Below are 13467 nucleotides of genomic sequence, written 5' to 3' on the forward strand. Positions count from 1 at the left end.
ACGCGTCCGGCGTCCAGCCTGAGCGGCGGCCGGACGAGGGCGGTGACGAGGCGGCGGGCCGGCAGCGCGAGGCGCAGCCGGGCGGTCTCGACGGGCAGTCCGGGGGCGAGGGGACGGTCGGCGGCGTGCCGGGCGACCTCGTCGGCGAGGCGCCGGTGCAGGGCCTCCCAGTGGGCGGGGTCGGCGAGCCAGTCGCCGTCGAGGGCGACGGCGCCGGGGGGCGGCTGGCAGCCCATGACGGTGAGCTCCTCGCGGCGCAGGACGCCGTGGCGGCGCAGGACGTGGGCGCCGTCGGGGCGGTCGGGCCAGGAGGCGAGTTCGCGGGCGCGTTCGGCTCCGGCGCCGCGGCGGACGAGGGTGGGCGGGCGGACGTCCAGGACGCTGATCCCGGCGACGGCGCGGCGGCCGGGGTCGCGGAGCAGGGCGGTGTCGCCGACGTGCAGGGCGAGGCGGTGGTTGAGGGTGAGGCGGGCGGTGTCGGGGCCGAGGGGGCGGAGCCGGACGGGGACGGCGGCGGCGCCGATGTGCAGGGTCATCTGGCGGGCGAGGCGTCCGGAGGCCTCGCCGAAGCGGGTGCGGACGTCGACGGTGGTGGCGGCGGTCCAGCCCGCGGGGCTGACCAGGGCCATGCCGCGCGCGACGTCCTCGCGGGCGACGCCGCGCAGGTTGAGGGCGACGCGGGCGACGCCGGCGGCGTGGTCGACGCGTCGCCTGGTGGTCTCGACGGCGCGGACGCGGACGCGCCGTCCGGCGGGCATGAGGAGCAGCTCGTCGTCGGTGCGGATCGTCCCGGCGGGGAGGGTGCCGGTGACGACGGTGCCGCTGCCTGGGACGGTGAAGGCGCGGTCGATCCAGAGCCGGACGGGGGCCTCGGGGTCGGGGACGGGCAGCCGCGCGGCGAGCCGGTCGAGGGCGGCGGTGAGTTCGGGCAGGCCCTCGCCGGTGGTGGCGCTGACGGCGACGGCCTCGGCCCCGGCGAGGCCGGTGCCCTCCAGGCGGGTGCGCGCCTGCCGGAGGGCGAGCCGGGGGTCGGCGAGGTCGGCGCGGGTGACGGCGAGGACGCCGTGCCGGACGCCGAGCGCGTCGAGGGCGGCGAGGTGCTCCTCGGTCTGCGGCATCCAGCCCTCGTCGGCGGCGACGGCGAGCAGGACGGCGGGGACGGGCCCGACGCCGGCGAGCATGGTGGTGACGAAGCGCTCGTGGCCGGGGACGTCGACGAAGGCGAGGCGTTCGCCGGAGGGCAGGTCGGTCCAGGCGAAGCCGAGGTCGAGGGTGAGACCGCGGCGGCGCTCCTCGGCGAGGCGGTCGGGCTCCATGCCGGTGAGGGCGCGGACGAGAGTGGACTTGCCGTGGTCGACGTGCCCGGCGGTGGCGACGACCTGCATCAGCGGCCTTCCGTCGCGGCGTCCGTCACGGCGTCCGCGCCGGCCTCCGGCAGGCCGGGCGCCGCGGGATCGCCGCGCTCGGCACGCCCGGCGGGCTCGGTCTGGTCGGTGGGCTCTGTGGGGTCGGCGGGGGTGAGGGCGGTCGTCACGGTCTTTCGGAGGGTTTCGTCGTCGGCGGGGTGGATGGAGCGCAGGTCGAGGAGGAGGCGGTCGTGGTCGAGGCGGCCGATGATCCCGGCGGCGCGCAGGACGGGTTCGGCGGCGGCGGGCAGGGACACGGCGAAGCTGGGGAGGCGGACGCCGGGGGCGCCGCCTCCGCCGACGACGGCGGTCGTGGCGGTGACGCGGACGTCCGGGACGGGGAGCGCGGCGGCCAGGGTCTCGGCGCGGCGCCGCAGGTCGCGGGGGTCGGCGTCGAGCATCGTGCGGACGGGCGGGACGGGTCCGCGCAGGGTGGCCTCGAGGGCGGCGAGGGTCAGCTTGTCGACGCGCAGCGCGCGGTAGAGGGGGTGGCGGCGCAGCCGGGCGAGGAGGCCGGGGTCGCCGAGGAGCAGCCCGGCCTGGGGGCCGCCCAGGAGCTTGTCGGCGGACGCGGTGACCAGGTGCGCGCCGTCGGCCAGGACCGTGCGGGCGTCGGGTTCGCCGGGGAGGGCGGGGTGCGGGGCGAGCAGGCCCGAGCCGATGTCCACGATCAGGGGGACGCCGAGGGCGGCCAGTTCGTTGACCGGCGGGGCATAGGTGAAACCCTCGATCGTGAAGTTGGAGGGGTGGACCTTCAGGACGAATCCGGTGGCGGGTCCGACGGCGTCCGCGTAGTCGGCGGTGGTGGTGCGGTTGGTGGTGCCGACCTCGCGGATCCGGGCGCCGGTGGCGGTGAGCAGGTCGGGGAGGCGGAAGCCGTCGCCGATCTCGACGAGTTCGCCGCGGCTGACGATGATCTCGCGGTCGGCGGCGAGGGCGGTGGCGGCGAGGGTGAGCGCGGCGGCGTTGTTGTTCACGATCTGGACGCCGGTGCCGGGCGGGCAGGCGTCGCGCAGGGCGGCGAGGGCGCCCGCGCCGCGCGGGCCGCGGCGTCCGGTGGCGAGGTCGTACTCGACGTCGGCGGATCCGGCGGCGGCGGTGAGGGCGTCGCGGGCGGCGGGTGACAGGGGCGCGCGGCCGAGGTTGGTGTGCAGCAGGACGCCGGTGGCGTTGTGGACGGGCCGCAGGGTGGTGGCGTGGTCGGGCAGGCCCGCGAGGACGGCGGCGACCAGGTCGGGAGCGGGGAGTTCACCGGCGCGGACGCGCTGCTGGGCGGCGGCGACGGCGGCCTTGACGAGGCGCGGGCCGAGGCGTCCGAGGGCGTCGCGGAGGGCGGGGTCGGCGAGGACCGCGTCGGTGCGCGGGACGGCTCGCCGGGGGTCGGCGCCGGCGGGGGCGCCGGTGTTCAAGGCGGGGGTGCGGGGCCGGGGGTCCACCGGCATCACCCTAGGGAGGGCGCGGCGGTCTAGGAAGTCAGCCGCGCCCGGACTGTGAGACGAATCCCAAGGATGGGATTCTCAGCGGGTCTGGGCGGGTTCGGCCACCGGCTCGGGCGTTGATCCGGCCACCGGCGCGGGCGTGGCCACCGGCTCGGGCGCGGGTTCGGTCGTGGCGGCGGCGGACGGTTCGGCGGTGCGAGCCAGCGGTTCGGCGGCGGGGGCGGGGGCGGGGGCGGCGCAGCGGGAGCCGGTGGCGTCGGAGTGCGCGGCGAAGTCGTCGACCATCCGGTGGACGAGCCGGGCGAGGTCGCGGAGCTCGCCGGGCGACCAGCCGGTGAGGGCGTCGTTCATCCAGGCGCGGCCGACGGCGCGGATGCAGTCCACGGCGTCCCGGCCGGCGTCGCTGAGCCGGACGCGCTGGGCGCGGCGGTCGTCGGGGTCGGGGACGCGGTCGACGTAGCCGGCGCGTTCGAGCCGCTGGACCTGCCGGGTGACGTGCGGGGCCTCGACGACGAGCCGGGCGGCGATCTCGCTGGGCCGCATCGGGCCGTCGTTGTCGGCGAGCAGGCGGAGCAGCGGGACGGCGGCGCGGTCGACCGCCACGCCGGACGCGGCGACGACGCTGTCGTGCCGGCGGACCCGGGTGAGCAGGTGCGCGACGCGGGTGAGCGCCCGTTCGATCTCCATGATCTCGTCCGACTCCGGGGTCGTGCCGGAGGCCGTCTCGGAAGCCGTGCCGGAGGCCGTCTCGGAAGCCGTGCCGGAGGCCGTCTCGGAAGCCGTGCCGGAGGCCGTCTCGGAAGCCGTGCCGGAGGCCGTCTCGGAAGCCGTGCCGGAGGCCGTGCGCGGGGCCGTGGCCGCCTCGGGCACCGGCGGCGGCGTGGCGCCGGGCGTCGGCGGAGCGTTGCGCTGCGGGGACGTCATGTGACTCACCTTACAACCTAATTACTTAACTTACGTAAGTATAATCGTCCGGTCCCCTGGCGCGTCCCCCCGACGCTCCCCCACAGCACGGAAGGCCGACGACCTCCATGACCCGCGCCACCGCGGCGCCGCCCGGGACCTCCGGGCGTACCGCTCCCGCCGCCCACACCGGGCTCGTGCTGTTCGCGCTCGCCATCGCCGGGATGGTGGTGTCGGTGCAGCAGACCCTCGTGATCCCGCTGCTGCCCCGGCTGATGCAGCACTTCCACGCCTCGGTCACCACGGTGACCTGGGTGTTCACCGCGTCCCTGCTGGCCGGGGCGGTGGCCACGCCGCTGCTGTCGCGGTTCGGCGACATGTACGGCAAGAAGACGATGATCCTGCTGGCGATGGGTCTGCTCACCGCCGGCTCGGTGGTCTGCGCGCTGTCGTCCTCGCTCGGCGTGCTGGTCACGGGGCGGGCGCTGCAGGGCGTGTCCTCGGCGATGATCCCGCTCGCCATCGGCATGATCCGCGACACCTTCCCCCGGGAGAAGGTCACCACGGCGATCGGCCTGGTCAGCGCGACCATGGGCGTCGGCGGCACGGCCGGCATGATCGTCACTGGCCTGATCGCGGACCACACCCAGAGCTACCGTCCGGTGTTCTGGATCGCGGCGGGCCTCGCCGCCGCCGGCATGGTGCTGGTCGCGGTCAGCGCGAAGGACGTCGGCGCCCGGCACGGCGGACGGCCGGACCTGGCCGGGGCGGCGCTGCTGGCGGGCTTCCTGGTCTGCCTGCTGCTCGGCATCAGCGAGGGCAACGCGTGGGGCTGGACGTCCGGGCGGGTGCTCGGGCTGTTCGCCGCCGCCGCGGTGCTGTGCGCGGTGTGGGCGGTCGTGGAGCTGCGCGTCCGCGAGCCGCTGGTGCGGCTGGGCCTGCTGGTCGGGCCGAAGTCGCTGACCGCGAACCTGGCGTCGATCCTGCTGGGCTTCTCGATGTTCGCCGCGTTCACGCTGATCTCCAACTTCGTCCAGGCGCCCAAGGACAAGATCGGCTACGGGCTGGGCGGGTCGGTGCTGGACGTCGGCCTGTACATGCTGCCGAGCACGGTCACGATGCTGGTGTTCTCGGCGCTGGCCGGACGGATCGCCGCGCGGCTCGGCCCGGCGTTCACGCTGGCGATCGGGTCGGTGTTCGCGGGCCTCAGCTACGTGTGGCTGGCGCTGTCCAACGGGCACGTGTACGACGTGCTGGCGTTCAGCGCGATCCAGGGCGTCGGGTTCGGCGTGGCGTACGCGGCGCTCGGGACGCTGGCCGTCCAGCACGTCCCGATGAGCCAGAGCGGCATCGCGTCCGGCATCAACTCGCTGGTGCGGACCGCGGGCGGCAGCATCGCGGGCGCGGTGACCGCGTCGATCCTGACCAGCCGCGTCATCCCGCACACGCCGGTCCCGACGCTGGACGCGTACGTGCTGTGCTTCTGGATCGTGGCGGCGGGCGCCGGGCTGGCCGCGCTGGTGGCGCTCTTCCACGGGCTGCGGCACGGCGCGCACCACCAGCACGTCGAGGAGACGGCCCCCTCGGTGGTCGTCGAGGCGAACGGCTGACGTTCCCGGACGCCTTGCAGGGCCTCCCCGCGACGAACCCGCCTCCGGGCGCGCGTCGCGGGGAGGCCCTCGCGCTTCCCGGCCGCCCACGGACGCTCCCGACGCTCACCGAGGCTGACCGGCCGCTTCCCTGGCGCTGACCGACCGGTTCCCCCCGCCCGGGGCCCCGGGCGGGCACGGAGCCGGTCGAGCCGTGTCCGGAACGGCGGACCGGCCGTCCGGAACCGGCGGACGGCGTCCGGAACGGCGGCACGGGCGACCGGTCACCCTGGCGGGACGGTCCGGGGCTCTTGACGGGAGGCGTCCGAGCCGTCCCTTATAGGGGTGCGCCCCCACGCCGCCAGGGGCCGGGGAGCCGACCGGAGGACGAGGACGACATGGGTGCCTACGCCGCGGCATTCGAACGCAGCATCTCCGACCCCACCCGCTTCTGGGGGCTGGCCGCGCGCGACATCCGCTGGCTGGTGCCGCCCGACCGGGTCCTGGACGACGGGGCCCCGCCGTTCTACCGCTGGTTCACCGGCGGCGAGCTGAACACCTGCGACAACGCGCTGGACCGGCACGTGGAGGAGGGGCGCGGCGACCAGCCGGCGCTGGTCTACGACTCCCCGGTGACCGGGACCGTCCGGACCTTCACCTACCGCGAGCTGACCGACCTGGTCGCGCGGTTCGCCGGGGTGCTGCGCGCGCAGGGCGTGGACCGCGGCGACCGCGTGGTCGTCTACCTGCCGATGATCCCCGAGGCCGTCGTCGCGATGCTGGCGTGCGCGCGGATCGGCGCGGTCCACTCGGTGGTGTTCGGCGGGTTCGCCGCGCGGGAGCTGGCCGCGCGGATCGACCACGCCCGTCCCAAGGCGGTCGTGTCGGCGTCGTGCGGGATCGAGGGGTCCCGGCTGGTGGCGTACAAGCCGCTGCTGGACGAGGCGCTGGAGCTGGCGGCGCACAAGGTCGAGCGGTGCGTGGTCCGGCAGCGTCCGCAGCTGCACGCCGACCTGGTCCGCCCGCGCGACGTGGACTGGGACGAGGCGGTCGCGGCGGCCGAGCCGGTGGGATGCGTGCCGGTGGCCGCCACCGATCCGCTGTACATCCTGTACACGTCGGGGACGACGGGGCGGCCGAAGGGCGTCGTCCGGGACAACGGCGGGCACGCGGTCGCGCTGCGCTGGTCGATGGAGAACCTGTTCGGGGTCGGGCCGGGCGACGTGTTCTGGGCGGCGTCCGACGTCGGGTGGGTCGTCGGGCACTCCTACATCGTGTACGCGCCGCTGCTCACCGGCTGCACCACCGTGCTGTACGAGGGCAAGCCCGTCGGGACGCCGGACGCGGGGGCGTTCTGGCGGGTCGCGGCCCAGCACCGGGTGAAGGTGCTGTTCACCGCGCCGACGGCGATCCGCGCGATCAAGAAGGAGGACCCGGACGGGCGGCTGCTGGCCCGGTACGACCTCGGCGCGCTGGACACCCTGTTCCTGGCGGGCGAGCGGCTGGACCCCGACACCTACCACTGGGCGGCGCGGATGCTGGACCGCCCGGTCGTGGACCACTGGTGGCAGACCGAGACGGGCTGGCCGATGGTGTGCAACCCGCGCGGGCTGGAGCCGCTGCCGGTCAAGCCGGGGTCGCCGTCGGTGCCGGTGCCCGGCTACGACGTGCGGGTGCTGCGGCCGGACGGCTCGCCCGCCGCGCCGGACGAGGAGGGCGACATCGTCGTGCGGCTGCCGCTGCCGCCGGGGACGCTGCCGACGCTGTGGCAGGACGACGCCCGGTTCGTGGAGTCGTACCTGACCCGGTTCCCCGGCCACTACCTCAGCGGCGACGGCGGCCGGATGGACGAGGACGGCTACGTCTGGGTGATGGGCCGGACCGACGACGTGGTCAACGTGGCCGGGCACCGGCTCTCGACGGGCGTGATGGAGGAGGTCATGGCGGCGCACCCGGCGGTGGCCGAGTGCGCGGTCATCGGCGTCCGGGACCCGGTGAAGGGCCAGGTGCCGCGCGGGCTGGTGGTGCTGAAGAGCGGCGCGGACCGGGCGCCGGAGGCGGTGTGCGCGGAGCTGGTGGCGATGGTCCGCGAGCAGGTCGGGCCGGTGGCGGCGCTGCGGCAGGTGGCGGTGGTTCCGGCGCTGCCGAAGACGCGCTCCGGGAAGATCCTGCGGGCCGCGATGCGCGGGATCGCCGACGGCCGGGACGTCCCGGTGCCGTCGACGATCGAGGACCCGGCCGTGCTGGAGAGCCTGCGGCCCGTCCTGCTCGACCCCGGCGCGGACGCGGACGCGCCGCCCGCCTAGCGAGGTCGCCCCGCCCGCCCCGCGAGGTCTCGCCGCCGGGCGGGGTCGCCCCGTCCGCCTAGCGAGGTCGAGCCGTCCGCAGAGCGAGGTCTCGCCGCCAGGCGGTCGAGACCGCCGGGCGGGGGCGGGTCGGCTAGCGGGCCGTCTTCCTGGGCCAGAAGGTCGCCACGAGGTAGACGCCGACCACGGCGAAGACGATCTGGAACACCGTCTCCCAGAAGTTCCAGCCGTGGGTCTTCAGGCCGAACAGGTGCGCGACGCCGGTGCCGAGGAAGGCGGCGACGATACCGACGACGATGGTCAGCCAGATCGACATGTGCTGCTTCCCCGGCACGATGAGCCGGCCCAGCCCGCCGATGATCGCTCCGAAGATGATGGCGGTGATGATGCCACCGATGGTCATGTCCGCTCCCCCGGTCAGTCCGGGCCCCGCTCCGTCACGGAACCTTCGCAGGTCAGATACCCCGCGGAAGGATCAATGACACGACCCGCGATCATCTGGTGACGGACCGGAGGGGACGGCACGTCAGTGGCGGGTGACGGCCGGCTCCCGCTCCTCGCCCATCAGCCGCCGCAGCGACCGGACGAACAGGAACAGCAGGACGCCCGCCAGGACCGAGAACACGCCGAGCACCAGGAAGTACTTCACGTCGCCCCAGGGGGCCTGGAGCCGCGCGACCTGGCCGCCGACGGCGTCGCCGGCGGCGGTGGCGAGGAACCACACGCCCATCATCTGGCTGGCGAAGGCGGTCGGGGCGAGGCGGGTGGTGACCGACAGGCCGACCGGGGACAGGCACAGCTCGCCGAGGGTCTGCAGCAGGTACACCGCGACCAGCCACAGCAGCGAGACCTTGACGGTGCCGCCGTGCGTGGCGTGCGAGGCGATGGACATGACGACGAACGACAGGCCGCTCATGACCAGCGCGAACCCGAACTTCATCCCGGTGGAGGCCCGGCTGCCCAGGCGCAGCCACAGCCAGGCGAAGAACGCCGAGAAGGAGATCACCAGGATCGGGTTGATGTTCTGCGTCCAGGACGCGGGCATCTGCCAGCCGAACACGTTCAGGTCGACGTTGTCGTTGGCGAAGATGTTCAGCGGGCCGGCCGCCTGGTCGAAGATCATCCAGAACAGGGCGGCGGCGAGGAACAGCCACACGTAGGCGCGCAGCTTCACCCGCTCCTCGGCGGTGACCTCGTGGCTGCGGAACATGTAGCCGAAGTACACGACCGGGACGACGATCGCGAGGATCGTCAGCGCGACGGTCACCGCGTCCACGGTGAGGGTGCCGGTGACGGCGGCGGCCACCACCAGGACGGCCACGACCGCCAGGACCACGGCGGTGATGCGCAGGAAGCGGGAGCGCTCCTGCGGGTTGAGCCGGTGGCCGGGCCGGTCGCCGACGCCCCGCAGGTGCCGGCTGCCGAGCACGTACTGGACGATGCCGAGCGCCATGCCGACCGCGGCGCAGCCGAAGCCGAGGTGCCAGTTGATGTTCTGGCCCAGGTAGCCGACCAGGAACGGGGCGAGCGAGCCGATGTTGATGCCCATGTAGAACAGCGAGAACGCCGAGTCGCGGCGCGCGCTGTCCTCGCCCACATAGAGCTTGCCGACCATCGTGGAGATGTTGGGCTTGAGCAGGCCGGTGCCGAGGATGATGAGCAGCAGGCCGAGGTAGACGAAGCCGGCGCCGCCGGGGATCGCCATCGAGATGTGCCCGAGCATGATCACGACACCGCCGACCAGGACGGCCTTGCGGGCGCCGAGGATCCGGTCGGCGACCCAGCCGCCGGGCAGCGCGACGAAGTAGACCATCGCCATGTAGACCCCGAGCAGGGCCTTCGCCGTCCCCTCGGCCATGCCGAGGCCGGACTCGGACGGCGGCGCGATCAGGAACAGGACGAGGATCGCGCGCAGTCCGTAGAAGCTGAACCGCTCCCACATCTCGGTGAAGAACAGCGTGGCCAGCCCCCACGGGTGGCCGAAGAACGTGCGCCCCCCGGGCCCACGGTCCGACGTCGATGTCGCCATGCGGATTCGGTTTCCCCCCACAGTCGCCGCGATCGGCACGACCGGTCCCCACCGGCGCTCCTCGCGGAACGTACCCGTGTGATCGCGGAATGAAAGACCGGACAAAAGAGTACTCCGGTGATTCAGGTGCCGTATCCGGTCGTCCGGTGAGGGTCGTCGCACGGCGGCGCCGGGAGTCGGTGGCCCCCGCGCGCTGCGTCCGGGGATGGATCTTGCCCGCGGCGCGGGGCGCGTGGTGCGATGCTGTCGGCAAGCACTTACTGACGTCGTTCCCTGGCCGCGCGGCCCGCGCCGCCGTGGCGACGACCGACCTAGCGGAGGGCGCGATGACCACCATCTGCACGGCGCTGGCCGAGACCGCCGAGCGGCACGGCGACCTGCCGGCCTACTCCGACCGGGTGGACGGCACGTGGCGGACCCGCACCTGGGCGCAGGTCGGGACGGCCGCGCTGGAGGCCGCCGCCGGGTTCGCCGAGCTCGGCCTGGCCCCCGGCGAGGTGGTCGCGCTGATGATGCCCAACCGCTCCGAGCACGTCCTGGCCGACCTCGGCGCGGTGCACGCGGGCGGCGTCCCCACCACGGTCTACGCCACCCTCGCCGCCGAGCAGATCGCCTTCATCGCCGCCGACTGCGGCGCCCGCTACGCCGTGCTGGACGGACGCGAGCAGCTGGAGCGCTGGCTGCCCGTCCTGGACCGGCTGCCGGAGCTGCGGCGCGTGATCGTCGTGGACGCCGCCGCCTGCCCCGCCGGCGACCGGTTCCTGACCTGGGACGCGTTCGTCGAGCTGGGCCGCGCCCGGCTCGCCGCCGACCCCGCCGGCGTCGAGGCCCGGTGGCGCGCGGTCCTGCCGTCCGACACCCTCACGCTGCTCTACACCTCGGGCACCACCGGCCGCCCCAAGGGCGTGCTGATCACGCACGCGATGGTCGAGGCCGAGACCGCGATGGTGGACGCCGTCTCGGTCGTCCCGCCGCACAACGCGTCCATCTCCTACCTGCCGTTCGCGCACATCGCCGACCGGGTGCTCAGCTACTACCTGCCGATCCGGCGCGCCGCGCACGTCCACTTCTGCCCGGACCCGGCGCAGCTGACGGCCGTCCTGCGCGAGGTCCGGCCGCACAGCTTCTTCGGCGTCCCGCGCGTCTGGGAGAAGATCATGGCGGGCGTCCAGGCGGTGCTGGCGGGCGAGCGGGACGAGGGCCGGCGGCGCGCGGTCGAGGCGGCGCTGGAGGCCGGACGCGCGCACGTGACGGCGCAGGAGTACGGCAACCGCCCCACGGCCGACACCGAGGCGGCCTTCGCCCGCGCCGACGCGGCCGTCCTGGCGCCCATGCGGGCGATGCTCGGGCTGGACCGCGTCCGCCAGGCGTCGTCGGCCGCCGCGCCGCTGCCGGCGGAGGTGGCGCGGTTCTTCGCCGGGCTCGGCATGAAGATCTTCGACGCGTACGGGATGACCGAGACGACGGGCGCGATCACCGCCAACCTCGACGACTGCTTCAAGCTCGGCACCGTCGGGCGCCCCTTCCCGGACGTGGACCTCCGGCTGGACGGCGACGGCGAGATCCTCGTGCGCGCCGCGTCCGTCACCCCCGGCTACCTGGGCCGCCCCGACGCGACCGCCGAGGCGTTCACCCCGGACGGCTACCTGCGCACCGGCGACATCGGCGTCCTGGACGGGGACGGCTTCCTGCGGATCGTGGACCGCAAGAAGGAGATCATCATCACGGCCGGCGGGGAGAACGTCGCGCCGTCCCTGGTCGAGAACCACCTCAAGGAGCATCCGCTGGTCGGGCAGGCGCTCGCCTTCGGCGACGGCCGCCCGTACCTGGTGGCGCTGATCACGCTGGACGGCGAGGTGGCGCCCGTCTGGGCCGCCGCGCACGGGATCGACGCCACCGGCACCGCCGCGCTCGCCGAGCACCCGCTGGTGCTGGAGGAGGTGGCCGCGGCCGTGGCCGACGCGAACGCCCGGCTGGCCCGCGTCCAGCAGGTCAAGCGGTGGCGCCTGCTGCCCGCCGAGTGGACCGCCGAGTCCGAGGAGCTCACCCCCACCCTCAAGCTCCGCCGCCGTGTCGTGCACGCCAAGTACGCCGACGCGCTCGCCTCCCTCTACGCCCCCTGATCCCGCTAGGCTGTGTTTTCAAAGTCCCGGCCCACTGCGCTCGCCTGGCGGCTCGCTACGTGACCGTGCCTGGGCGAACGCGGCATCGCTTCGCGATCTGCCCGGCTCCGCTCGCCTCCGGCTTCGCTCCACCGTGCAGGTAACGCGTTCGCGCGTGGTTGAGGCCACTTGCAGGTAACGCGTTCGCGCGTGGTTGAGGCCACTTCAAGACAGGCCCTAGGCTCCCGTCCGGAGGCGGACGAGCGCCTGGTGGCCTCCCCTGCCTTCAAAGCAGGTGGTCCCGAGCATCTCGGGACGGCGGGTTCGATCCCCGTCCGCCTCCGCCACCGGCCCCCGCCCCGGCCGGGGCCCCGGTCGAGCGGGTGCGGGCGGCGTCCCCGCGGCCGGGCCTCGCGGACCGGATCCACATTTGCCCAGGTTGATAGCGCAATGTCCGATCCGTAACCTCTGCTCATGACCCGCCTCTCCCCTGCCCGGCGCAGGGTCGCCCTCCTCGTCTTCGACGGGGTCAAGATGCTCGACTTCGCCGGGCCCGCGGAGGTGTTCGTCGAGGCCAACCAGTCGCTCGCGGACGGCTACGAGATCGTCCTGCTGTCGGCGGACGGGCGCGACGCGATGACCTCGATCGGCGCGCGCGTCGGGGTCGCGGGCGCGGCGGCCGACGCCGGCGACTTCGACACCGTCGTGATCCCCGGCAGCGAGCTGCCGCCCGGCGCGTTCGTCACCCCGGCGGTGAAGGAGGCCACCGCCCGCCTGGCCCGCCGCACCCGCAGGCTGGCCTCCGTCTGCAGCGGCGCGTTCGTCCTGGCCGAGCTGGGCCTGCTCGACGGCAGGCGGGCGACCACCCACTGGAAGTTCACCGAGGACCTCGCCCGGCGGTACCCGGCGGTCACCGTCGAACCGGACTCGATCTTCGTCCGGGACGGCCGCACCTACAGCTCCGCGGGGGTGGCGGCGGGCATCGACCTCGCGCTGGCCCTGGTCGAGGAGGACCACGGGGCCGACGTCGCCCGGCGGGTCGCGCAGGCCGTCCTGGTGTACATGCAGCGGGCGGGCGGCCAGTCGCAGTTCTCGGCGTCGCTGCGCGGACCGGTGCCGCGCAGCCCGCTGGTCCGCGACGTCGCCGACCTGATCCGGGCCGACCCCGCGCGGCCGTACACGGTCGCCGGGCTCGCCGCGCACGCGCGGGTCAGCCCCCGGCACCTGACCCGGCTGTTCCGCCTCGAGCTGGAGCGGTCGCCGACCGAGTTCATCGCCGAGATGCGCTTCGAGCGGGCCACCGAGCACCTGGACGCCGGGCACACGGTCACCGAGACCGCCGAGATGGCCGGGTACGGCAGCGCCGAGGCCATGCGCCGCGCCTTCGTGGCCCGGCTGGGGATCTCCCCGAAGAAGTACCAGCAGCGGTTCCGCTCGACCGGCGACGGGCGCGGGCGGCCCGCGCATGTCTGACCGCAGGGGTTTCCTGGCCTGTTGAGCGGGGCGCCGGGACCGCCGGACGGACCAGACTGTGTGCGACGCCGAGTACACGGGAGAACATGTGACGTCCGGGGGCTCCCTCATCCTGCCCGTGCCACCAGCGGCGACGGGACCCGCGGCCGTACCGCCGGGACGCGCGGCCGTACCGCCGGGACCCGGGGCCGCCGCGGCGCCCCGCGAGGCCGCACCCGCG

The 13467-nt window shown here is 74.8% G+C and carries 10 protein-coding genes and 1 tRNA gene; 6 read left to right on the forward strand and 5 right to left on the reverse strand.

All coding sequences use genetic code 11. The annotated features are described in order from the left end of the window. The 3 genes from selB to DZF91_RS03960 all read right to left on the reverse strand — a co-directional run. The coding region (selB, locus tag DZF91_RS03950) for a selenocysteine-specific translation elongation factor (RefSeq protein WP_117356136.1) at window positions 1-1385 on the reverse strand (1385 nt) is incomplete at its 3' end. After that, on the reverse strand, window positions 1385-2842 hold the full coding sequence (selA, locus tag DZF91_RS03955; protein WP_235834068.1) for an L-seryl-tRNA(Sec) selenium transferase: 1458 nt from the start codon (window positions 2840-2842) through the stop codon (window positions 1385-1387). The genes selB and selA, both read right to left, overlap by 1 nt. Before the next feature lie 81 nt (window positions 2843-2923). Continuing rightward, the gene (locus DZF91_RS03960) at window positions 2924-3532 is read right to left on the reverse strand and encodes a MarR family winged helix-turn-helix transcriptional regulator (RefSeq protein WP_117356138.1); all 609 of its coding nucleotides are present in this window, start codon (window positions 3530-3532) and stop codon (window positions 2924-2926) included. Between the two features lie 22 nt (window positions 3533-3554). On the opposite strand from DZF91_RS03960, the gene DZF91_RS03965 reads away from it, so the two are divergent. From DZF91_RS03965 to DZF91_RS03975, 3 genes are all read left to right on the forward strand, one after another. Then, window positions 3555-3773, forward strand: a complete 219-nt coding sequence (locus DZF91_RS03965; RefSeq protein WP_147340982.1) for a hypothetical protein — start codon at window positions 3555-3557, stop codon at window positions 3771-3773. 103 nt (window positions 3774-3876) lie between these two features. Next, window positions 3877-5358 carry an MFS transporter gene (locus DZF91_RS03970; RefSeq protein WP_117356140.1) on the forward strand — a complete coding sequence of 494 codons (1482 nt, stop codon included), beginning with the start codon at window positions 3877-3879 and terminating at the stop codon, window positions 5356-5358. A gap of 377 nt (window positions 5359-5735) precedes the next feature. After that, window positions 5736-7643 (forward strand): propionyl-CoA synthetase, encoded by a 1908-nt coding sequence (locus DZF91_RS03975; RefSeq protein ID WP_117356141.1) that lies wholly within the window; start codon window positions 5736-5738, stop codon window positions 7641-7643. Window positions 7644-7776: 133 nt separating this feature from the next. On the opposite strand, the gene DZF91_RS03980 is transcribed toward DZF91_RS03975, so the two are convergent. Further along, complete coding sequence (locus tag DZF91_RS03980; protein WP_117356142.1) at window positions 7777-8046, reverse strand: GlsB/YeaQ/YmgE family stress response membrane protein; 270 nt, start codon at window positions 8044-8046, stop codon at window positions 7777-7779. A gap of 123 nt (window positions 8047-8169) precedes the next feature. Continuing rightward, window positions 8170-9672 (reverse strand): peptide MFS transporter, encoded by a 1503-nt coding sequence (locus tag DZF91_RS03985; RefSeq protein ID WP_117356143.1) that lies wholly within the window; start codon window positions 9670-9672, stop codon window positions 8170-8172. Window positions 9673-9998: 326 nt separating this feature from the next. Between DZF91_RS03985 and DZF91_RS03990 the strand changes: the two genes are divergently transcribed. From DZF91_RS03990 to DZF91_RS04000, 3 genes are all read left to right on the forward strand, one after another. Beyond that, window positions 9999-11795: an AMP-dependent synthetase/ligase gene (locus tag DZF91_RS03990; protein WP_117356144.1), complete on the forward strand. Its 1797-nt coding sequence runs from the start codon at window positions 9999-10001 to the stop codon at window positions 11793-11795. A gap of 230 nt (window positions 11796-12025) precedes the next feature. Continuing rightward, a tRNA-Sec gene (locus DZF91_RS03995) sits at window positions 12026-12121 on the forward strand. 127 nt (window positions 12122-12248) lie between these two features. Next, on the forward strand, window positions 12249-13247 hold the full coding sequence (locus DZF91_RS04000; RefSeq protein WP_117356145.1) for a GlxA family transcriptional regulator: 999 nt from the start codon (window positions 12249-12251) through the stop codon (window positions 13245-13247). Window positions 13248-13467 lie beyond the last annotated feature (220 nt).

Source organism: Actinomadura logoneensis (assembly GCF_003428695.1).
Classification (GTDB): domain Bacteria; phylum Actinomycetota; class Actinomycetes; order Streptosporangiales; family Streptosporangiaceae; genus Spirillospora; species Spirillospora logoneensis.

What these genes read in the sequence shown, in the direction of transcription:
- DZF91_RS03960 (WP_117356138.1), bottom strand. Translation starts at nt 3,532, where the DNA reads ATGGAGATCGAACGGGCGCTCACCCGCGTCGCGCACCTGCTCACCCGG.
- DZF91_RS03970 (WP_117356140.1), top strand. Translation starts at nt 3,877, where the DNA reads ATGACCCGCGCCACCGCGGCGCCGCCCGGGACCTCCGGGCGTACCGCT.
- DZF91_RS03975 (WP_117356141.1), top strand. Translation starts at nt 5,736, where the DNA reads ATGGGTGCCTACGCCGCGGCATTCGAACGCAGCATCTCCGACCCCACC.
- DZF91_RS03980 (WP_117356142.1), bottom strand. Translation starts at nt 8,046, where the DNA reads ATGACCATCGGTGGCATCATCACCGCCATCATCTTCGGAGCGATCATC.
- DZF91_RS03985 (WP_117356143.1), bottom strand. Translation starts at nt 9,672, where the DNA reads ATGGCGACATCGACGTCGGACCGTGGGCCCGGGGGGCGCACGTTCTTC.
- DZF91_RS03990 (WP_117356144.1), top strand. Translation starts at nt 9,999, where the DNA reads ATGACCACCATCTGCACGGCGCTGGCCGAGACCGCCGAGCGGCACGGC.
- DZF91_RS04000 (WP_117356145.1), top strand. Translation starts at nt 12,249, where the DNA reads ATGACCCGCCTCTCCCCTGCCCGGCGCAGGGTCGCCCTCCTCGTCTTC.